23 protein-coding genes are annotated in these 21,274 nt (G+C 42.8%); 9 read left to right on the plus strand and 14 right to left on the minus strand.

Annotated features, from left to right (window positions below; all coding sequences use genetic code 11):
• Positions 1 to 68 precede the first annotated feature (68 nt).
• Together pstA and DACSA_RS06200 are read left to right on the plus strand one after the other, a co-directional pair.
• A complete protein-coding gene (gene pstA / locus DACSA_RS06195; RefSeq protein WP_015228930.1) occupies positions 69 to 752 on the plus strand; it encodes a phosphate ABC transporter permease PstA in 684 nt (227 codons plus the stop codon).
• A gap of 92 nt (positions 753 to 844) precedes the next feature.
• Positions 845 to 1,063: a type II toxin-antitoxin system HicB family antitoxin gene (locus DACSA_RS06200; RefSeq protein WP_015228931.1), complete on the plus strand. Its 219-nt coding sequence runs from the start codon at positions 845 to 847 to the stop codon at positions 1,061 to 1,063.
• 113 nt (positions 1,064 to 1,176) lie between these two features.
• On the opposite strand, the gene DACSA_RS06205 is transcribed toward DACSA_RS06200, so the two are convergent.
• The 9 genes from DACSA_RS06205 to DACSA_RS06245 form a co-directional block, all read right to left on the minus strand.
• On the minus strand, positions 1,177 to 1,437 hold the full coding sequence (locus tag DACSA_RS06205) for a type II toxin-antitoxin system Phd/YefM family antitoxin (RefSeq protein ID WP_015228932.1): 261 nt from the start codon (positions 1,435 to 1,437) through the stop codon (positions 1,177 to 1,179).
• Between the two features lie 320 nt (positions 1,438 to 1,757).
• Entirely contained in the window at positions 1,758 to 1,985 is a 228-nt protein-coding gene (locus tag DACSA_RS06210; protein WP_015228933.1) for a type II toxin-antitoxin system HicB family antitoxin, read from the minus strand.
• The gene (locus tag DACSA_RS21355; RefSeq protein WP_232225219.1) at positions 1,985 to 2,143 is read right to left on the minus strand and encodes a type II toxin-antitoxin system HicA family toxin; all 159 of its coding nucleotides are present in this window, start codon (positions 2,141 to 2,143) and stop codon (positions 1,985 to 1,987) included. The genes DACSA_RS06210 and DACSA_RS21355 overlap by 1 nt, the downstream gene beginning before the upstream one ends.
• A gap of 247 nt (positions 2,144 to 2,390) precedes the next feature.
• Complete coding sequence (locus DACSA_RS06220) at positions 2,391 to 2,849, minus strand: nucleotidyl transferase AbiEii/AbiGii toxin family protein (RefSeq protein WP_232225221.1); 459 nt, start codon at positions 2,847 to 2,849, stop codon at positions 2,391 to 2,393.
• A gap of 29 nt (positions 2,850 to 2,878) precedes the next feature.
• On the minus strand, positions 2,879 to 3,118 hold the full coding sequence (locus DACSA_RS06225; RefSeq protein ID WP_051017285.1) for a hypothetical protein: 240 nt from the start codon (positions 3,116 to 3,118) through the stop codon (positions 2,879 to 2,881).
• Positions 3,119 to 3,175: 57 nt separating this feature from the next.
• Complete coding sequence (locus DACSA_RS06230) at positions 3,176 to 6,442, minus strand: efflux RND transporter permease subunit (protein WP_015228936.1); 3,267 nt, start codon at positions 6,440 to 6,442, stop codon at positions 3,176 to 3,178.
• Positions 6,443 to 6,509: 67 nt separating this feature from the next.
• Positions 6,510 to 6,923, minus strand: coding sequence for a hypothetical protein (locus tag DACSA_RS06235; RefSeq protein ID WP_015228937.1), 414 nt, complete (start codon positions 6,921 to 6,923; stop codon positions 6,510 to 6,512).
• Positions 6,924 to 7,001: 78 nt separating this feature from the next.
• Positions 7,002 to 8,027: an NAD(P)/FAD-dependent oxidoreductase gene (locus tag DACSA_RS06240; RefSeq protein WP_015228938.1), complete on the minus strand. Its 1,026-nt coding sequence runs from the start codon at positions 8,025 to 8,027 to the stop codon at positions 7,002 to 7,004.
• A gap of 99 nt (positions 8,028 to 8,126) precedes the next feature.
• Positions 8,127 to 8,495: a rhodanese-like domain-containing protein gene (locus tag DACSA_RS06245; protein WP_015228939.1), complete on the minus strand. Its 369-nt coding sequence runs from the start codon at positions 8,493 to 8,495 to the stop codon at positions 8,127 to 8,129.
• 128 nt (positions 8,496 to 8,623) lie between these two features.
• Here DACSA_RS06245 and DACSA_RS06250 point away from each other — a divergent pair, with 128 nt between their 5' ends.
• From DACSA_RS06250 to DACSA_RS06265, 4 genes are all read left to right on the plus strand, one after another.
• Complete coding sequence (locus DACSA_RS06250; protein ID WP_015228940.1) at positions 8,624 to 9,937, plus strand: NAD(P)/FAD-dependent oxidoreductase; 1,314 nt, start codon at positions 8,624 to 8,626, stop codon at positions 9,935 to 9,937.
• A gap of 13 nt (positions 9,938 to 9,950) precedes the next feature.
• Entirely contained in the window at positions 9,951 to 10,226 is a 276-nt protein-coding gene (locus DACSA_RS06255; protein ID WP_015228941.1) for an ArsR/SmtB family transcription factor, read from the plus strand.
• Between the two features lie 98 nt (positions 10,227 to 10,324).
• A complete protein-coding gene (locus tag DACSA_RS06260; RefSeq protein ID WP_015228942.1) occupies positions 10,325 to 11,653 on the plus strand; it encodes an efflux RND transporter periplasmic adaptor subunit in 1,329 nt (442 codons plus the stop codon).
• 92 nt (positions 11,654 to 11,745) lie between these two features.
• Entirely contained in the window at positions 11,746 to 12,318 is a 573-nt protein-coding gene (locus DACSA_RS06265) for a Tll0287-like domain-containing protein (RefSeq protein ID WP_015228943.1), read from the plus strand.
• 116 nt (positions 12,319 to 12,434) lie between these two features.
• Here the strand turns inward: DACSA_RS06265 and DACSA_RS06270 are convergent, their stop codons facing one another.
• The gene (locus DACSA_RS06270; RefSeq protein WP_015228944.1) at positions 12,435 to 13,046 is read right to left on the minus strand and encodes a flavin prenyltransferase UbiX; all 612 of its coding nucleotides are present in this window, start codon (positions 13,044 to 13,046) and stop codon (positions 12,435 to 12,437) included.
• A gap of 76 nt (positions 13,047 to 13,122) precedes the next feature.
• The gene (locus DACSA_RS06275) at positions 13,123 to 15,381 is read right to left on the minus strand and encodes a ribonuclease R family protein (RefSeq protein ID WP_015228945.1); all 2,259 of its coding nucleotides are present in this window, start codon (positions 15,379 to 15,381) and stop codon (positions 13,123 to 13,125) included.
• Positions 15,382 to 15,808: 427 nt separating this feature from the next.
• Here DACSA_RS06275 and DACSA_RS06280 point away from each other — a divergent pair, with 427 nt between their 5' ends.
• Together DACSA_RS06280 and DACSA_RS22050 are read left to right on the plus strand one after the other, a co-directional pair.
• On the plus strand, positions 15,809 to 17,020 hold the full coding sequence (locus tag DACSA_RS06280; protein ID WP_015228946.1) for an RNA-guided endonuclease InsQ/TnpB family protein: 1,212 nt from the start codon (positions 15,809 to 15,811) through the stop codon (positions 17,018 to 17,020).
• A gap of 115 nt (positions 17,021 to 17,135) precedes the next feature.
• The gene (locus DACSA_RS22050) at positions 17,136 to 17,981 is read left to right on the plus strand and encodes a hypothetical protein (protein ID WP_015228947.1); all 846 of its coding nucleotides are present in this window, start codon (positions 17,136 to 17,138) and stop codon (positions 17,979 to 17,981) included.
• A gap of 34 nt (positions 17,982 to 18,015) precedes the next feature.
• On the opposite strand, the gene DACSA_RS06290 is transcribed toward DACSA_RS22050, so the two are convergent.
• Complete coding sequence (locus DACSA_RS06290; protein ID WP_015228948.1) at positions 18,016 to 18,393, minus strand: hypothetical protein; 378 nt, start codon at positions 18,391 to 18,393, stop codon at positions 18,016 to 18,018.
• Positions 18,394 to 18,486: 93 nt separating this feature from the next.
• On the opposite strand from DACSA_RS06290, the gene DACSA_RS20370 reads away from it, so the two are divergent.
• On the plus strand, positions 18,487 to 18,624 hold the full coding sequence (locus tag DACSA_RS20370) for a hypothetical protein (RefSeq protein WP_015228949.1): 138 nt from the start codon (positions 18,487 to 18,489) through the stop codon (positions 18,622 to 18,624).
• A 553-nt stretch (positions 18,625 to 19,177) separates the two neighbouring features.
• On the opposite strand, the gene DACSA_RS06300 is transcribed toward DACSA_RS20370, so the two are convergent.
• Together DACSA_RS06300 and DACSA_RS06305 are read right to left on the minus strand one after the other, a co-directional pair.
• Positions 19,178 to 20,590 (minus strand): sodium/glutamate symporter, encoded by a 1,413-nt coding sequence (locus tag DACSA_RS06300; protein ID WP_015228950.1) that lies wholly within the window; start codon positions 20,588 to 20,590, stop codon positions 19,178 to 19,180.
• A 23-nt stretch (positions 20,591 to 20,613) separates the two neighbouring features.
• A complete protein-coding gene (locus DACSA_RS06305) occupies positions 20,614 to 21,273 on the minus strand; it encodes an HAD-IA family hydrolase (protein WP_015228951.1) in 660 nt (219 codons plus the stop codon).
• Position 21,274 lies beyond the last annotated feature (1 nt).

The following is a 21,274-nucleotide window of genomic DNA, read 5'->3' on the forward strand; positions in this document are numbered from 1 at the left end:
CTTCCTGCTTAGGTAACATCCAGCGCTTAAATTTAGATTTATTCCTTGAGTTACCACCAGGCGCCGGAATGACAGGAGGAGGAATTGCTAACGCGATTTTAGGGACATTATTAGTGGTGGGAATTGCCACTTTTATTGCTACTCCGATCGGAATGTTGACGGGAATTTACTTATCGGAATTTTGTCAGCATCAGGTGTTACGTCGAGGGATGAAAATTTTAGTTAATGTTTTAAGTGGTTTACCGTCAATTTTAGCAGGAGTCTTTGTTTATGGATTATTAGTGATTAATGGTGTGTTTGGTTTTTCCGCAATTGCTGGGGGAATTGCGCTTTCCGTTCTGATGTTACCCTTAATTATTCGTACCACTGAAAATGCTTTGGATGCTGTTTCTTCGGAAGTGCGTTTGGCTGCGGTTAGTATCGGTGCGAATCGTTTTCAGGTGGTGAAAGGAGTGGTTTTACCTGTTGCGTTACCAGGGATTATAACAGGAATTTTGTTAGCAGTTGCTCGATCGAGCGGCGAAACTGCACCTTTACTTTTTACCGCACTTAATTCCTCATTTTTTCCTCAAGGATTACTGGAACCCACTCCGACTTTATCGGTTTTAATTTATAACTTTGCCACCAGTCCGTTCCCAGAACAACAATCTCTAGCGGCGGCGGCTTCTCTGACTCTGATTTTCCTCGTATTTATCACCAGTTTACTCACAAGAATCACTCATGGGATGCGTTCAGAAGACTCTAAAATATGAGCAAAGTAAGACGATGTTCCCCCCTATCTGGAAAAACAGTTGTTAAAGTTGCTTGATGACCTAGAACAGTTGAGAAAGGAGGATGAAAATTCATGAGTCAATATAGCATGGTGATTCAGTGGTCAGAGGAAGACCAGTTATTTCTAGTGACAATTCCTGAGTTCCGCGATCGCGTTATAATGCCTTGTACCCATGGCAAAACTCGCCAAGAAGCCACTTGTAATGGGGAAGAAGTGATTGAGATGTATTTAGAAGCATGGAAAAATGAAGGGCAATCCCTCCCAGAACCTTCGACGCTTCAGATTGCCTAGGATTTCCAAATTCGGGCTAAAACTAAGTTGTTAAGAGTAAGATTTGTTATGGGCGCGATCGCGTCTCATTTCTTTGCCAACGCGATCGCGGCAAACAGGAATTGCTTGGAGAATTACGCATCAATTAAATCATGTTCTTGTGTTTGCCCTGCTTTATACTCGGCGATCGCTGCTTCTAAATGTTGGGCATTAGCAGGAGAGTTTAATAGGTAAACTGTTTCCATTAGGCTGTCATAATAACTTTTAGACATGACAACTGCATCTTCTGCATCTCTCCTAACGATAACAGTACAATTTTTGTCGTTTGCTACTGTATCAAGTACAGATTTGAGGTTTTTTCTCGCTTCGCTAAAGTTGACAATGTTCATGTTCATTGGATTTGTACATAGTTAAGTACAAGTATGATTATAGCCTTTCCAGAGAGTGATGATGTTGGGTTTGATCTGTCAACTCAAACTATGAACGCGATCGCGCCTTGCAAAGACGGAGTCCGATCGCGCATCATAGATTAAATTCCAATCACGCAAGGCTTGCACTTAGCAATAATTTTTCTAAAGAGCTTACTTTACTCAATTATTTTGGCTGAAAATTTTCTGCCGACTACTATAGCAATCCCAAATCATTTGTAAAAAATTGATTAATGAAAGCCCCCATTATTGGCCGGAGCGAAGTGAGGATTTGGGGGCAAAACGATTTACGAATCACCTAGGATTGCTATAGCAACAGGGATTGCTTGATTTTTCTGTTTATAATCTTCTTTCACTAATTCCCAAGCAATTTTCAATTCTTCTAGAGCTTCTTGAGGCGTATCTCCAAAAGCAGAAATATTTGGCAATTCTTGAAAATGGGCAAGCCAGTCTCCTTGTTCATCTACATATAGATTAATGATAAAACCGTCAAAGTTATAATCCTCTAAAGACATTATTCTGCTTCCTCTTGATAGTTAAGAAATTGTTGGACTTGATAAAGTTTTGCTTTGCCATCTTTACGAGGTTGAATGGGTAATAATTGACCATTCGGTGAACACCATAGGCGATGACTTCCTTTCTGACGACTCAATATCCATTCTGATTGTCTCAATAAGGTTTCAAATTCCTCAAAAGTCAGATTTTGTGGTACTCTCCTTTGCTTTTTTCTCTAACTTCTCTTTTTTGGTCATTCTCCAACTATAAAATAAGGCCCCCTTTTAATACCATAAACTAGAACAGTGAACCCTATAAAATCATTACAGTAATGAAAGGTGGGCATTGCCCACCCTACAATTTAATTATCTACAATTTAGTCATCCGCAACCAATTGTTCCTCATTCACTGGTGTCGATTCCAGCTTACGGCTCGATCGCTGATCGCCATAAGACATCAAAAGTCGCGAAGCAAGAAGAAAGAACTAATAAAAATCTTTTAGAGGTAAAACAATCATTAAGACTTAAACAAGCAACAGGTGACCATTGTGGATATCTAGGCGGATCAAGTTGAAAGCGCGCTTCGACAATAATTTCTATTTTTATGGGTTCGCCTTCTACTATTATCAATAAACGAATTCCATATTGACTGGTTGTTCCTCGCTGAATATTGATCGCAGTTTGGTCATGAAATAACGCTTGATAACCGCCATCAAAGATAATTGTACGCAGATGTTTATAACCTGATGAAGCAATCGGACAAATGAAATCAATATCTTTACTCCAACGGTATTCTCTAAAGTCTAATGTTAGCAGAGTTCCACCGCCAAAGTAAGCCTGACTTTCCTCCAATAAATTAGAATCTAAACTGTCAAGAATAGTCAAAATTCTATTGTGATGATATAACTGAAAGGTCATAATTCAACTTGCAACCAAGATTGATAATACTTAGCAAGCTGCTTGAGAAAATTGAGTTCTTCGCCTTGAGGTAAACCAAATAGTTTGCGATACTCCCAACCTCGTTCATAACGACTCAACATTTGTTCAGGGGTAAACTGATAAACGTCTTTGGTTTGCCAGCAAATTGCTTCTAAGAAAGGCAACTTTCTTGGCATTGATATGGTAGCTGGTGCTTGAGCAGTTGTTGTTGTCATAATTACCACCATTGATCGTTTGCAACCAATCTCAACTCTAGGATAGCCTACTGAAGATTAATTATCTGCTACCAGTTGTTTCTCATTCACAGGTGTCTGTTCCTGCTTACGGCTCGATCGCTGATCGCCATAATACATCAAGGGAATAATAAACAACGTCAACGCAGAAGAGGTCAACATTCCTGTTAACAATGTCCATGCTAACCCAGACCACACGGGATCGCTGAGAATGGTTAACGTGCCTAACATGGTGGTGACACTGGTGAGGAGAATCGGACGAAAGCGCACCGCACCCGCTTCAATCACGGCTTCTTTCAGTTCAATTCCTTCTTTGCGTCTGTCTCCCACAAACTCTAAGAGGACGATCGCGTTACGAACGACAATCCCAGCTAATGCAATCACTCCAATCATTCCTGTGGCGCTGAAATACACGCCGTTGAGAGAGAAGCCCACTAAAATTCCAATTAGGGCTAATGGAATTGCCCCCAGCATGATTAAGGGAATCTTGAAACTGCGGAATTGTCCCACAAGGATAATATAAATCAGAATCACCGCCACCAGCATCGCTAAGCCTAAATCACGGAACACTTCGAGGGTGAGTTGCCATTCTCCTTCCCACTTGATGCTGTATCCTTCGGGTAAGGGGTTACGGAAGAAATGAATCATCTGTTCCATCACCGCATAAACAGACGATCGCGCATTCATTTCCCCAAAGACATAAGTAACAGGAACTTGATTTCTGTGGAAGATCGGCTGATCCACAGTGGTAGAAGTAAAGGTCACTAACTCCGTTAGAGGAACTAAATTTCCCTCTGGTGTCGGCATTTGAATCCGACGCAGATCATCAATGCTTTGACGGTTGGCTTCTGCAAAACGGACTTGAATCTGGACAGGGGTTAACTCTCCTGGCACTTGTAATGTGGAAGCATCGACCCCTCTAATTGCCATATTAATGGTTTCGGCGATTTCTTGGGTACTTAATCCCGCTTGGTTGGCTTTGGCGCGATCGACCTCCAATTTCATCTGTGGGATTTGATTTTTCACCGAGTCATCCACATCCACCACTTCTGCGGTATTGCGGAAGACATCAGCAACTTGTTTGGAAAGTTCGCGTTGGCGTTCGTAGTCGGGGCCATAGATTTCTGCTAACATCGTGGAACGCACAGGAGGGCCAGGGGGGTCTTCAATTAATTTCACGATCGCGTTATTCTCTTGTGCGATCTCGGTTAACTGGGGACGTAACCGAAACACGATATCCTCGGAACTGACCGATCGCGCATCATCATTAGTGAGGTGAACTCGAATATCGGCTAAATGTTCCCCGCTACGGTGTGTATTCCCCCGCAATAACCCGTTAAAATCAATGGGCGCTGCAGTTCCCACATAACTTTCAAATTGGATGACCTCTGAGTCTTCTTTTAAGACGGTTTCCATTTCGCGGACAATGCGGTCAGTTTCCACTAATTCTGTCCCTAATGGCGCATCTACCTGCACTAAGAACCGTTCTTCGTCCGCTTTCGGTAGCATACGGAATTTAACGGCTTGGGTCAAGGGGAGGGCGAAACTGGCTAACAGTAATCCCACCACGAAGAAGATTAAAAATCGTCTGCGAGTTGCAGAATCGAGTAACGGTTCCATGATCCGCCGATAGAAGGTGTAAATGCGGTTGGGAACTTCTTCTGAAGCCTGACCATCATTGCTTTCATTATTATCTGTGGAACGTCCCTTAACTTTAATCACCCGCACCGCCAGATAAGGGGTGACAATAACCGCAAGGGAGGTACTGATAATCATCGCCACAGGAACATTAAAGGGAATTGGTCCCATGTAGGGGCCCATCATTCCTGTTACAAACGCCATCGGAATAAATGCGAGAATGACTGTAATCGTAGAGAGGAGAATGGGAACGCCTAATTCTGCAACCGCAAGCGTCGCCGTTCGGACTTTCTGGGAAAAAGACTGATCCGGCATTTCCTCGAAGCGACGGTGGATATTTTCCGTGACTGCGATCGCGTCATCTACTAAAATCCCCAAAGATAAAATCAGCGCAAATAGGGTAATCCGATTAATGGTTTGTCCTGCGATCCAACCCACTAACAATGTTCCCGCAAGGGTTAAAGGAATGGCTAAAGCAACAATCAACGCATCTCGCCAACCCAAGAAAGCAATCAGCAAGATCACCACGATCGCGATCGCTTGGAATAAACTAGAATATAAATCGCCCACCGCACGGGCTGCGGTACGTCCTGCATTGCGACTGACGGCGATGGTGATATCATTGGGAATCTCGTCTCGTAACTCATCCACGCGATCGAAGATTTGTTGGGCGACGACAACCGCATTTGTTCCCTTTTTCTTCGCAATCCCAATGGTAATCGCAGGACGTTCTTCAAAGTCTTCTTCAGGCTGTAAACTGGGATCGGGATAGGGTGCGGTGACATCCCAATCCTTGCGATTGAGGAGACGGGAATAAGTAACGCGATCGTCATAGCCATCGCTAACTGTCGCCACATCTTCTAAATAAATCGGTGATCCATTTTCTCCTTGTCCAACCACCACTGCTTTTAGTTCATCAGCAGTTTCTAATAGGTTTCCCCCCTCAATAAAAATGCGTCGATTACCAACAGAAACATCCCCTGCTTGAACTTGAATATTTGCTGCTTGGATTTGTTGCGCGATCGCGGCGGGAGATAACTGAAACGCTGCTAACTGTTCCGGGTTTAAATCCACCCGCATCACTCGCGGTTGTCCCCCCGAAATGGTTAAATTCCCTGTATCGGGAATCTGTCGCAACTCTCTTAATAAACGTTCTCCCACTCGCCTTAACTGGTTATCACTGTAGTTTTCTCCCGTTATCGTCAGCGTCACGATCGGGACATCATCCACAATTAACGGATTAACCTGATAATTCACCCCTTGCGGTAACTCATCTTGGGAGTTAAACAGATGATTTTGCAGGCGGAATAGAGAATTTTCCCAGTCTTCCCCCACAAAAAACTGGGCGGTGATACGGGCTTGTCCCGTTTGGGAAGTGGAATAAATATCATCAATCCCTGGCAATTCTCTAATTTTAGCCTCGATCGGGACAGTAACGGTTTCTTCCACCACTTCTGCAGGCGCACCTGGATAATGGAAATAGATATCCGCACCTGGAACCGTAATTTGGGGATTTTCTTCTTTGGGAGTAAACAAAGCAGCAGCCAACCCAAAGATCACCAGGGCGACAATAATGAGTAGTGTCACTTGGGAGTTGACAAAATAGGCGGTAATGCGACCGACGATATTTAAGGGGCGATCTTGTTCAGGAGTAGAGGAAGAAACCATAATTAGTCATTAATCATTGTTCATTAGTCATTTCCCCCCTTGCAAAGGGGGGTTAGGGGGGATAATTCTAACCAACAGCAGCCGCGTGAACTTCTCCCATCACCGAGAAACTCTTCAAGAAAGGATTGACCATGCGCGGGTCTTTAATCATCGCGCCATAGTCTCCTACTAAGAATTTTAGCTTTCCTTGCATATACGCACTACTCATGCCCATCATATTCAGTCCATTTTTAAACCATTTTTCCCAATCTTCAGGTTTCGCACGTAAATCCCAGTTGAGAGTTTGTCCATTGTAAGCGCCAGACTCGATCGCTTTTCCATCTTTAATCACTAAAACGCCTCTGGGTTGATCTTCGCCTTTGAAACCATAACCAATCACAGAATCAAAGTTGATTTTCGCCAAAGCATCAGACAAATCAGGTTCAGCGTTCCATTTTTCTTGGTAGGTAGCCATCCATTCAGGGGAAAATAATTCAGCCATTGTTTTAAACTCCTTATTGTTGTTCTTGGTTCTTGATCACTGGTAACTGCTCACTGGTCACTGATCACTGGTAACTGATTACTGGTAACTGCTCACTGGTAACTGCTCACTGATGAAAAGGTTTTCTTCCCAACGACGGGGAGGGGTTGCATTGCGAATGTCGCGCCAGATTTGGGTTGCAGCTAAAGCGCCATCCCCAGCAGCAACCACCACTTGATTTAAACCCACCTTTAAATCCCCGATCGCGAAAATGCGATCGTGAGAAGTGCGTCCCATTTTGTCGGTAATCAAGTTATTCCCTTTATAATCAAGGTTGATGCGGTGTAGATAATCGTTGTGATATTTCGATCCCATTGAGATTAAACCTGTTTCTAACTCAATGACAGACCCATCGGTTAATTCCACACCTGTCATCTGATGGTTTTCACCGAGGAATTGTTTAATGGGAGTTTCCACAATGCGATAACCATGATCTTCGAGTTGCTGTCGTAGTTGGGGATTAATTTCAAACATCCCATGCGTAAAGATGGTAATGTAGGGCGTGAACCAGCTTAAGTTAAAGACCATCTCTTCAATACTGGCTTCACTTCCCGCAAAGAAACCACATTTTTTATCCGTCATTTCATAGCCATCACAGACCATGCAAACGTGCAGATTATATCCTGCATATTCATAGACATTCTGCATATCTTCGAGGGGAGGAAGCTGATCAATAATTCCACTGGCGACAATAATATACTTCGATCGCAGCACTGGATAGACACTATTATTATTGCGTCCCACTTTAGTCGTTACCGCGAAGGTGTCTCCTTCATCCACCACATCTTCCACAAAGCCGTTGAGAAAATCTCCATTTAACGAAAGATAATGATCTTTTCCGTGCTTGAGGAGTTCACTTCCAGGGGTATCTGGCGGTAAGCCTAAATAATTGTGTAACTCCTGCATCCAATACGATCGCGCTTTTCCTTTATCGATGATCAGGCTAGAAAGATTATACCGTTGCAGATAAATTCCTGCGGATAATCCTCCCGCACCGCCACCGACGACAATCGTATCGTAAATATGATCCTGTCGCTGATCTAAATTTTTGCGACTAATCTGCATAATAATTAACCTCCAAATTCTTTAGTCATTAGTCATTGGTCATTGGTCATTAGTCATTAGTCATTAGTCATTGGACAACAAAGGACGAAGGACAAACGATTACTTACTGGTGGGAAGACCTTTTTGCTGCCATTCCATCATTCCCCCCGTGATGTTATAAACTTTTGTAAAACCTGCCTTTAAAAGTTGTTTCGCCGCGATCGGGCTGCGATGAGACGTTAAACAAATCACCGCCACTGGTTCATCTTTTGGCAGTTCCCGAAACCATTTCGGTAGTAATAACCGTCTCAACCCTCGAATCATCCCGAAAGAGAGACGAAATAAGCTCAAGTTTACTGCTTGCGGTGCGTGACCCGTCATATATTCCAACCCCGTCCGCACATCAATTAATTTCGGAGGACGAGCCATGTTTAAAAGTTGCTTCGGTGAAATTTGCCGTACTGTCGGCTCTGCTGATGCTGTAACCATAATTTTGATCCGTTATTGCTTTTCCTCGCTTATTTATGATTGTATTCCTAAATAGTAATTTAGTCAACCTTAAAAAACTATGCTAAAATAAATACATGATTAAATAGTTTTATAAAGAAGGGAAAAAAATGGCACAGATAGTAATCATCGGAGCAGGATTTGGGGGGCTTTCCGTCGCCTACGAACTGAAACACCTTTTACGGGGAAAACACAAAATCACCTTAATTTCTGATGAACCCAACTTTACTTTTATCCCCTCGCTGCCTTGGGTCGCATTTAACTTAAGAAAATTAGAGCAAGTGCAACTCTCAGTGAAACCCTTATTGGAAAAACAAGGGATTCATTGGCAACAGGGGAGAGTAACCGCACTCGATCCTAACGAGAAACGAGTGAGGGTAGGGGAAGACATAACTTTTAACTATGACTATCTTGTCATTGCCACAGGTGCATCGTTAGCTTATGAGTTAATACCAGGTTTGGGGCCAGAAGAAGGCTATACGCAATCAGTTTGTAACCCTCATCACGCAGAAATGGCTCGTGAGGCTTGGAACAAGTTTTTAGAAAACCCAGGTCCGATCGTTGTGGGGGGGGTGCCTGGAGCAAGTTGTATGGGGCCTGCGTATGAGTTTGCCCTGTTAGCGGATTTTGTACTGAGAAAAAAAGGAATAAGAGAGGAAGTGCCCATCACCTTTATCAGTCCAGAACCTTATTTAGGACATTTAGGAATCGGTGGGATGGCAAACTCTGGAAAGTTAGTCACCGAACTGATGGAACAACGGGGGATTAAATGGGTTGAAAATGCAGAAATAACAGAAATTGAAGAAAATCAGGTTAAATTAGCTGATGGTCAAGAGTTTCCTTTTCAATACGCCATGTTCTTACCTCCTTTTCACGGAGCGCCGTTTTTGAAAGAAGTTCCAGGGTTAACCGATGAGAAGGGATTTTTACCTGTGCTGGATACTTATCAACATCCAGATTATCCCTCGATTTATAGCGCAGGAGTGATTACGCAACTGGATGCTCCCGAAACCACAGAGATTCCTCTCGGTGCGCCAAAAACGGGTCAAATGACGGAATCAATGGCGATGGCGGTGGCTCATAATATCGCTAGAGAATTGGGGGAAATTCCATCGCGCCCTGTGAAACCGAGCTTGGAAGCGATTTGTATGGCAGATTTTGGCGATACTGGAATCATCTTTATTGCTGCACCAGTTGTCCCTGATCCCAGTATTGGTCATCGTCGCCATGCCACTGCTTTAAGGGGAATTTGGGTAAATTGGGCGAAAAATGTTTTTGAGTGGTATTTCTTGATGAAAATGCGCTGGGGAACTGCTGTGCCTTGGTTTGAAAAGCTCGGACTGTTTTTGTTGCGGTTATCGTTAGTTACGCCAATTCCTGAAACTTCTGACCAACAAAAGGATTTAAGCCGTGTCAAAGGATAAATAAGGATAAAAGATGAATCATCTGATCACCATCGATCGATATGAGTTTTTGGCAAATCGCTTCAAACTCCTGAGTGAACCGACGCGATTACGAATTTTAGAAGTCCTTTGTGGAGAGGAACGAAATGTGAGTGAGATTTGTGAACAGACAGGGTTACAGCAAGCTAATGTCTCGAAACAGTTGCAGTTGTTGAAAACTTCGGGGGTTGTGGCTTGTCGGCGGGTGGGAACTTCTCGTTATTATCGCGTGATCGATCGAGAATTGTTGAAATTGTGCGATCGCGTGTAAAGCCAGTGATCAGTGACCAATGTAGAGACGTTCCATGGAACGTCTCCCAGTAAACAGTGATAAATAACGAATAACAAACAACGAATAACAAATAACTAATGACAAAACTATCACAGAAAAAAGGATTAATTGGTTTAACCAGTTTAATAATTGTACTTGCAGGTGGGGGAATGTGGGGACTGAATGCAGTTTTAAAACCGAATCAAGTGTCCTCCCAAACCGCACAAGAAACAGAAACCGTAGAAATAGCAGTAGAGACAACGACAGTGGGTTATGAGACTCGGCGGCGCGATCGAGTTTTAACAGGAAGTGTCACCGCCGAAAAATCAGCGACTTTGACCACTCGGGTTAACGGTATCATTGAAGAGATTTTGGTCGAAGAAGGCGATCGCGTTTCTAAAGGTGATCTCATTGCTAAAATTGATGTTCGTGATTTGCAAGCGCAAACCAATCAGGCGCAAGCGAATCTGTCTCAGGCGCAGTCTGCGGTTAATTCAGCGCGATCGGCATATCTAGCCGCCCAATCTCAAAAACGTCAAGCACAAGCACAAGTGCAAGAAGCAAAAGGGGAGTTAGAGGAAGAAAAAGCCGAATTAAATGATGCTCAACTGCACCAAAAACGGATGAAAATGCTCTATGAAAACGGCGCGGTGAGTGAATCCCGTTTGGATGAAGCCAACGCTCGTTTAGCCAGCAGTCAAGCGCGTATGGAACAAATTAAAGCGAACATCCAACAAGCAAAAGGCGCAGTGGAACAAGCGCGATCGCAAATGGAACAAGCACAGAGTAGCATTGAACAAGCCAAATCTGGCGTTGAAGCCGCGCAAGCCACACTACAAAAAAGTGATGCTGATCTAGACTATGGACAACTGAAAGCTCCTTTTAACGGTATCATCACCAAAAAACAAACTCACGAAGGAGCAATGGCGGGCGCAATGGCAGGGTTTGGACAACCGATTGTCACCCTTGAAACAGTGGAAGACTTAGAGTTTACCGTTTCGGTTCCCGAATCTCTTCTCGGAGAAGTTGCGGTTGGGGAAAGAATCGCGATCGAAATTGGTGCAATCGGGCGCAAAATTGGCGGTGAGATTAAACAAATTGTCCCCAATGCTGATCGAAAATCCCGTAATTTTATGATCAAAATTGACCTCGATCGCGACAACAAAATCATTCCTGGAATGTTTGGTCGGATCAACTTACCTACCCAAGAAAAAGCAGGCTTAATGATTCCAGAATCCGCAATTATTGAACGCTTTGGCATTACTGGGGTTTATCGCGTTGTCGATAACCAAGCACAATTTACGACAGTAACTCTTGGTAGCCAACAAGGGGATCAAATGCAAGTTCATTCGGGCTTAGAAGCAGGAGATACCATTATTTTAAACCCGTCTTCTGAAGTGAAAGATGGAAGCGCGATCGCAAGTTAGCACCCAAGCGAAACCCAACATTTATAGTGACCAGTAAAAAAGAACAACGAACGAAGAATCAATTCTTAATCATCCATTATTAGAGATCAATCATGATGCAATTACTATCTTTTTTATTAACCTTTAGCCTAATTTTTCTGCCGATGAATCAGGTGAAGGCTCAACCACAGCCCGAACAATTATCTGAAGCCATTCAAGAAATCGAATTTTTAGATAGAATGAGACAGAGCCTCGCTTCTACCCTTAAAGAAACCGATGAAAAACCAACTCTTGAAACCTTTAAACAAGTGTGTAAACCAGTGGGAATGCGAGCCAAACAACTAAGCAAAAATAATCCTTGGGATGTGAAACAAGTCGCCGAAAAATATCGAAATCCTGCCCATGCACCCACCGCCAGAGAAGCCGTTGCGTTAGAAAAATTTGCCAAGAATCCCGACTTATTTGGCTTTTGGGAAACCAGCAACCAAGAAACCTTTTATTATCGCAGAATTAATGTGGAAGCAACTTGCTTAAAATGTCATGGCGCAAAAGCACAACGCCCTGATTTTGTGAAACAACGCTACCCAGAAGATAAAGCCTATAACTTTGAAGTGGGAGACTTGCGAGGGATGTATCGAGTTGTTATTCCAGAAGTCAAAAAACAGATTCAAGCCGCTTTACAGTGACCAAAAAAGGAAGAACGAAGAACAAAAATGATAGGGGGCGATGATTCCCCCAGAATTGGGGGTGAGGGGGCGATGATTCCCCCAGAATTGGGGGTGAGGGGGCGATGATTCCCGTATCAATGTCCTTCCCAACGTTTAAGCGGAACACAAGGAATATCAAATTGGTCTAAACTGCGAGCGACTACAAAATCAACTAAATCCTCAATGGTTTGCGGGTGATGATACCAAGCGGGAATCGCGGGAACAATTCTCCCTCCTGCTTCCGCTAAAGCCGTTAAGTTTCGTAAATGAATTAAACTCAAGGGAGTCTCTCTCGGAACCAGTACCAGTTTCCCCCCTTCTTTCAGTTGGACATCTGCAGCGCGTTCCAATAAATCCGAACTTAAACCTTGTGCAATTTTAGCAACGGTACTCATGCTACAAGGGATAATCAGCATCCCTAACGTGCGATACGAACCACTGGCGATCGTAGCGCCCACATCTCCCCAACGGTGACAGCGTAACTTTCCACTGTTCGGTTGTGCTGCTTGTTCACGCCAAAACTGTTCTTGTTGATCGGGTTCTACAGGCATTTTAACTTTATTTTCCGCCTGCCAAACCATAAAACTTGCTTTAGAAGCGACCACATCAACGGTATAGTTTGCTGCTAATAAGTATTTTAGAGTACGCACTGCATAAATTAATCCCGATGCGCCACTAATTCCCACAGTAATCGGTAAATCAACCATTTATTATTTGTTATTGATTATTTTCTCATTGCTAGGAGAGCCATGGACTCCCCTACATTTCCATCAGTGAATAAAATTAATTTTCAAAATCCTCATCAGTCGCGGGAGTAGCTCCAGAAACGGTGACAAGATCGATTTGCTGACGATAGTAGTCAACACTCTTCACTTGTACTTTAACGCGAGAACCGAGACGGTAGGCGATACGATTTTTCCGTCCCACTAAACACCCATGACGAGCGCGGTATTCATACCAGTCATCTTTTAGGGAACTGACATGAACTAATCCTTCGACTAATAAGTCCTCAATTTCCACAAAAAAGCCGTAAGATTGAACACCCGTAATTAAACCAGCGAAGACTTCTCCCGTGCGTTCTTTCATTTTCTCCGCTTTCTTCAGCCCTTTCAGGTCATTTTCTGCGTCTTCTACCATTTTGTCCCGTTCGTTGAGATGATGGATAAAACTGGCGATTTGTTCTTCGTATTCCGTCGCCATTGTGGGAGGGAGAACTTTCCAGTTGATTTTGCCATGACTGCTGTTGCTGTGGAGATCAACTCCCTCTTTTTGCGTTTTAACGCGACGATCGCGCCCTTGGTTGAAAACGGCTTTTAAAATTCGTTGTACCCAGAGATCAGCATATCGTCCACCAGGGGAAATACAAGGACTGTAAGCGATATTATCTGCTAAACCAAAATGTTCTCCTGGCTTGGTGCTATATTTGGCAAGTTTCAGGGTTGATTTCAGGAAAAACATCAAAACCCGATCGGCACTAGATTTAGAAATTTGACGACTAAAGTTTTGGAAGTCTTGAGGACGTAACTCGTCTTCGTTTTCCAGTTCCAACTCTAAATCGAGATTATTTCCCAATTTCATCAAGTCTTCAATTTCCGTATAATCAGAAATCTGTTGAATGCGATAGAGCGCAGGAACACCAAGTGCTTGTAAGTGCCGCCCTACGGCTTGTCCAGCTAGGATCATTAATTCCGTCAGCAACGATCGCACGGGGAGAGAAGAATCAACAACTACAGCGCCTAAGCGTCCTTCATCTTTAAACCCTCCTTGCGCTTCTGATAATTCTATATTGAAACCTCCCCGTTGTAACCGTTGCGCTTTCACGAGAGGACTGATGGTAAAGAAAAGCTCATTGAGTAAATCAGCGGCGGCTTTCTGTTCTGAATCAACTTGATCACTTTTTCCTAGAAGCGCTTGTGCGTCTTCATAGCTAAACAGTTGATCCAAACGCATCACACTTTCATCAATGGAAAACGCTTCAATTTCTCCCATTTGATCCAACGTCAACATCACACTAACGGCGAGACGATCTTCTCCTACCACAAAAGATGCACAATCTTGGACTTCTTGGGGAAATAAAGGAATCACCAGGTCTCTTAAATGTACCGCCGTTCCTCGTTGTTTGGCACAATTATCTAAAGCAGAATCAGAGGAAACATAATGAGCGACATCTGCGATATGTATCCCTAAACGCCACTTCCCTCCGTTGGTTCTGTCTAGGGTTAACGCATTTTCGACGAAAGGGGTTTTGTCTGCTTTTTCCTCAAGGGCGATCGTTAGTAAATCACGATAATCTTGTCGGTTTTTTCGGTCTTCATCAGTGATCTTCGGGGTTAAGGCTTTAGCTTCCTTCAAAGCGTGTTGAGAGAACGATCGAGGGAGATCATGTTTACAGCATACGATATCGGTATCGGCGGCTTCTTCTGCGTCACTGCCTAAAATTTTAGTTACTTGACCAATTGGGGGATGATCGCCGAGGGGATACCGTAACACCTCCACATGAACCAAATGATCCACGGCTTGTTTTAAGTCTTCTCCCTTCTCACTCAAATCAAGTTCAAATAGTAGCCGATCATCGAGAGGAATCGCATGATATTCTTGATGATCATTAGTTTGAAATTCTCTCACTTGCGCTAGGAGAGAGGGATTCGCTCGATCGAGGATCACTTGGACTTCCCCTTCTGGAGAGCGACGACGACTTCCCTCTTTAATGACTTTTACTAAAACGCGATCGCCATTCCAAGCACTACCTAAATGTGATTCTCTTACATAAATATCATCCGTTCCCTCTTGATCTTGAATCGCAAAACAAAAGCCCTTACTGGAACAACGTAACTTTGCTTCCACGACTTCCTCTTGAGGAAAGCGGCGATATTTTCCTCTTTCCTTAACAATAACGCCAATGCGTTCGAGAGCATCGAGAGCAACTTGTAGCTGTTCGATACTTTTGTCATCTTGGAGATTGAGCTTTTTTTCGAGAACTTTTGGTGCGACCAGTTTATTATCACTCAAATGAGACAGGATTGTAGCGATTGAAAATTCCATCTGATATCAATATCTCTTCAGTTTCAATTACAGGAATAAATTAAGGTTTTTAATCGAGACACAGCACCGTTAAAATGCTGGTTGATATTACTCAAACCCTACGACTGTTAGTTACTCGTTAAACGATTAAGCCAATAAAGCCAATGTTTAGGGGAAAGTAAAAGACTAAAGTTAATGATGTCTTCGGAGCGCATCAATTCTTTTAACTTTCAATAGCATATTAGCTTAATAACGATTAAACTACAGTGATAGTAACATCCTCATCTATTTTATATTGTTTTGGGATTTACCTCGATGTGACGAGAAGGCTCTCGACATAATCTCTGATTTGTCGAAGTGATGAATCGTCACGCCTCCAATAAAAGCCGTAGAAGCCCCCTCATCATTTTTGTGTTAAACTTTAGAAAACAACGGTCGATTTCTTAAAATGCTCAGTCTTAACTACCAGTATAAGCTCAAAGTCAATAAACAACAGGCTTCTACCATCGATGAATGGTTAGATGTCTGTAAATCTGTTTATAACTATGCTTTAAGAGAGCGAAAAGACTGGGTAAATTCTAGAAAATGTCCAATTGATCGCTGTTCCCTTGAATCCGAGTATATCATTCCTTCCGATGCTCCTAGACCAACATACGCTAATCAATGTAAAGGTTTAGGGGTGGCGAAGAAAAAGTTTCCTCGATTATCCATTCCTCAATCTCAAGTCCTCCAACAAACTCTAAAAGGTTTAGAAGAGGCTTTTGTAAATATGTGGAATCGAGGATTTGGTTTTCCTAGATTCAAGAAAAAGATGCGTTCTTTTGTCTTTCCCCAAGTTAAACCAGATTGTATTCAAGGGGAAACAATCACTCTTCCCAAACTAGGAAAACTACCGTTAGTTCTTTCTCGCCCCATTCCTGAAGGGTTTATCCCTAAACAAGTCAGGATAATTAAGAAAGCAAGTGGGTACTACATTAATATCAATCTTCAATTAGATGTTGATGTTCCTGATGTACCCCCTCATGGTTATCCAATTGGCATTGATTTAGGGTTAGAGAAATTTCTAGCAACCAGTGAAGGGGAACTCATTAAAGGTCATAAGTTCTTGAGGGAATCTGAAGGCAAGCTGAAATCACTGCAAGGTCAACTCAAGAATAAGAAGAAAGGTTCTCGTCGCTGGAGAAATATCAGCCGTCGTATCGCAAGATTATACGAAAAGATAACCAACTGTCGCAAAGACTTCTTCTACAAGACCTCTCATTATCTGTGTGATCAAGCAGGGATGATCTTTGTAGAAGACTTAAACCTAAAAGCACTAGGGCGTTCAGCACTTAGAAAAGCCTGTTTGGACGCTGCTTGGGGAACGTTTGTCAACATCCTGTCTTATGTCTGTTGGAAAAGAGGAGTATTTTTTGCCAAAGTTAACGCTAATGGGACAAGTCAGATTTGCCCTGAATGTGGGGTTAACTGCGGCAAGAAAACTCTTTCTGAACGGGTGCATAAGTGTCCAGATTGTGGATATGAGCAGGATAGAGATGTAGCGGCGGCGATGGTAGTAAAGAAACGTGGAGAAAGTACCGTCGGTGCGACGGGAAGAATGCTCGATCAGGGTAAAGAGTTCGGGGATGAGGTTTTAACCTCATCTAGACTCTCCCTTTGAGGCGAGAATCTCCCATTATATTCTTTGAATTAATGGGAGAGGTTCAATCCTCAATTCATCCTTTCCCGGTCATTGTGAGAAATCATTACCGATAACACATCATCACGATTCAATTATGTTTGAGCAATTTCGCCGTCATTTTCCCCAAGGTAGTCTTCTCAGCGAATTAGTACAAATTGATCACGGAAAATACATTGTCCGCGCTAGTGTCCAAAATGCAGGATTAACTCTCGCTACAGGTTTAGCGGCGGCTGATACAGTAGAAAAAGCAGAAGACGAAGCACGAGAGAGGGCTTTAGCAGTTTTAGATATTTATCTCACTTCCACTAAGACACCACCAAGAAACGAAACCACTCCTCCTTCCAGTCGAAACTTAAATTCATTCACTCCTACGGCTATTGTTGAACCAGAATTAAATCAGTCTTCCGTTACTCCCGAAACCGCTACCCCGAAAGAAACCTCGAACTTATCATCAGACAATGCTGTTTCCCCTTCTAGGGAAAAGCCGAAACCTGAAACCGCTACCCCGAAAGAAACCTCGAACTCATCATCGGACAATGCTGTTTCCCCTTCTAGGGAAAAGCCGAAACCTGAAACCGTTACCTCGAAAGAAACCTCGAACTCATCATCAGACAATGCTGTTTCCCCTTCTAGGGAAAAGCCGAAACCTGAAACGGTTACCCCGAAAGAAACCTCGAACTCATCATCAGAGTTATCAAGTCATTCCGTTCCCTCCTCCCATCAGGAAGACAAAACTATGATGGATAGTTCTGACATTATTGCTCGCACAAACGTAGAATTAAGACGACTCAATTGGACGAGTGAACAAGGACGGAAATTTTTAGGAGAAACCTACGGCAAACGATCGCGCTCACTTTTGTCCGATGCTGAATTACTGGAATTTCTTGAATATCTAGAAAAGCAACCCACACCTCCTCAAAACAATGATCAGTCAACGTAGGTTAGGTTTTCGTTATTCGTTATTTGTTATTTGTTCACTGGTCAATTACCCAACGCCAAAAAGGATGGGATTTACCTTGCTTTCGGATACGCATCACTTGTTTCTCTAGTCGATGACGATAAGCAGAGGAAAACCCAAACAAAATGTTGCTACTTTGCCACAGTAAAACGGCGGTGGTAATCCCTAAACACCATGCCAGCGCGATCGAGCAAATCGGATTAAAAATCAACGCATAACGCACCGCCGCGATCGTAAAATAAGACCGCATCAAGGCAATCTCTTCTTGTAGCTGCCATAAAGCAATGGGAATCACGACTAACCATGATCCCACCACCAGCACCCAACGACTGTAAACCGCTACCAGATGTAGTCGTTGGACTTGCTGCGCCAATTCTGGATCAGATTGATTCATTACAACAACCCATGAAAACCGTAGAGGAAGTATTGCCACCTTACCAAAAAACATCGGTGGAAACTCAACAATCTGTAGGTTGGGTGAAATGAAATGAAACCCAACAACAATTGGTCATTAGTCATTAGTCATTGGTCATTAGTCATTAGTGATCTCTTACATTTCACGAAGGACAAAGGTGTTCCTGAGCCTGTCGAAGGACAAAAACGTAGGTTGGGTGAAATCAAATGAAACCCAACACCAATCTATAATCTACTATCAACTCAGCGAGAATCCTGTCAATTTGTATTAGTATAACTAATTTTGTTGTTAGATTCAATTAGATTTTTATATCGAACCGTGTCCTTTACAGTTCTTAACTATTTTTGGAGGAAGCAAAATATTGACGAGATTACGCCTTTTCAGGTATGATGCTCAAAACGATAATGCCACGGGATGGTCTGTCTTTTGAGCAAAATTCACCGCTCAAACCTCCATTCCTTCGTTGCGATCGGGAAAAGTTTGTCAAGTTTTTGAGGAAGAGTTTAAACCAATTTTTCGAGGCGATTTATAAGGTTTGTAACGAAGGGTTGACAGACATTGAAGTTTATGTAGTGGCGAAACTCCTCTCAAATATCACTCCTTTTTATTCTAGTGCCTCCTGAATAAACCTAAAACCTTTATCCAATCAGCTTTTAAGGCTCTTAATGCTTTGAAAAAGTGCAAGGGAATTGAACGCTCAATAGTCACGCACCCTGCATCAAAACTTTGAAATCTTACCTCTTGCCTCTTGCCTCTTGCCTTACTACCTTTTAAAGTTAATTAAACCAAACCCGATCCAAAAAATCAGCACGCTACCAGTAATCATTAAAACAGGCATTGCTCCCAATTGAAACACTAAAATTGGCGCAGCCGCCGTGAAGAAGCCTCCCCCCATAATCGGCTCAAATAAAAGCTGTTTATAGGCAAAACTTTCTAACGCTCCCGTGCGATTATCAGGGTCAACCATTTGTAACAATAACAGACCAGTGGCGGTAACGCCCATGGATTGTCCGACATCGCCGATACCACGCTCAAACCAATAAGAAGGGAGAATCCGAGGCGCAAAGAACAGAAAAGCAAAAAGATTCCAAGTTACGCCAGCGAGAGCCAAAATTAGGAAGGGAATTAAGTTTGTGCCGAGAATCGTTAAAGAAATCGATGCGATCGCGCTAAAAATAACAACATCAAGAGAAACCCCTGCAATATTCTTCTGTAACGGTCGCAGAATCAAGCCATCAATTCCGAGACGTTTCATCGTAATTTGTACAATCAATCCTCCAATTAACGCCATCGGAAATAGAGGAACATAATTCATAATTTCGATTTCTAGTTTTCCCCAAGTGAGAGTTTCTAACGCTTTTAATGCTTCTAGAATGAGCCAACCTAGTGTTACCGCAATCGCCACAATTCCGAGATTAATGGATAACGGATCAATGAGAAGATTTTTACTGAGCTTTTGATATTCTGCGGATAATAATTCAGGATGAGAAGGAGATGACGCTGGGGCTTGATCTGAAATCAATTTTTGTTTCGTCTCTGAAGATAAATGACCTTTTCTTCGTCCCCAATTAATTAAAACAGTTCCTGTCACCACACCAGAAATCAATCCCACAGTAGCTAACCCTAAAGCGAGTTCCCCTCCTTCTTCAAAACCAAAATATTCCAACACGGGGCCCATTCCCGCAGCCGTGCCATGTCCCCCTTCAAATGCCATTTCGATTAACGCTCCCGCAATGGGATTAATGTCAAAGATTGGGGTTAAAACTAAAATCGTGATTGATAGTCCCACAACATATTGTCCCCAAGCTAAAATTTGAGAAAAGGCAACTTGAGGCGCAATTTTTCGCCAAACTTCTTTGACACTGGGAATGGTTTCTCCGAGAAAAAGCGTGGCAAAAACAAGATTAATAAATACACTCGGCGCTTGTGACCAAACAGCAGAAATGGTTTCGGGAAAGATGCCATTATCAGCGAGAAAAGTTTGATCAGGGACAACATTTCCTAAACCTTCTTTTCCCATCAGTAATGCTACACCTCCCGCTAAAATTGATTCGGGTAGGTAGAGTAAATCAAAGATTCTAATTTTTTGTTTTAAAAACCGTCCAATGAGGAGAAATAAACCTAAAATAATAAAGGCGGCAAAAACATCTATTAGTTTCAATCCAGTTGTATCCAAATTACTCTTATCCTTTGGTGTTGTTAATTTAAAACGAGGCTTTTTCGTTTTAATAAAAATCCTTGCATTCCTATGGCTTTTGCTCCTTCATAATCTTCTTGACGACGATCGCCAATATGCCAAGTTTGTTCGGGAGAAACTGCATACTGTTCGATCGCGCTCTTGAAGATAATCGGATCAGGTTTCGCCGCTCCCACTTCTGAGGAAATAGTAATTGTATCAAAAAAATGATTGAGATCAAGGGCAATTAAAACCTGATAAAGACGGGAATCAAAGTTGGAAATTACCCCTAGTTTAATGCCTCGATCGCGCCAACGTTGTAAACAAGGAATCACATCGGAATAAACCTGCCAAGGTGTCGCTGTGGCAAAGTAATAATAAAGGCGATTAAAAAAGATATCAAAGTCTAAAAACTTGTGAGCAACTCCTGCTTTTTGAAAGGTGCGTTTGGTAACTTCACGCCACCATTGAAACTCTTTTTTAGGAATATCTTGCGGGGAAACATTAGAAAAAGCAAGGGGAGGAGCAGTTTTAAACACTTCCTTAAATGCGCTGTCTAATTCCGCCGCAGCAGCGAGAACACCAAAACGGCGGGCGATCGCGCTATAAACTTCACCGACACTCCCTTTAACCGCGAATAATGTTCCCACTGCGTCGAGAAAAATAACCTCTGGTTGTGACATA

This window comes from Dactylococcopsis salina PCC 8305 (assembly GCF_000317615.1).
Lineage (GTDB): Bacteria > Cyanobacteriota > Cyanobacteriia > Cyanobacteriales > Rubidibacteraceae > Halothece > Halothece salina.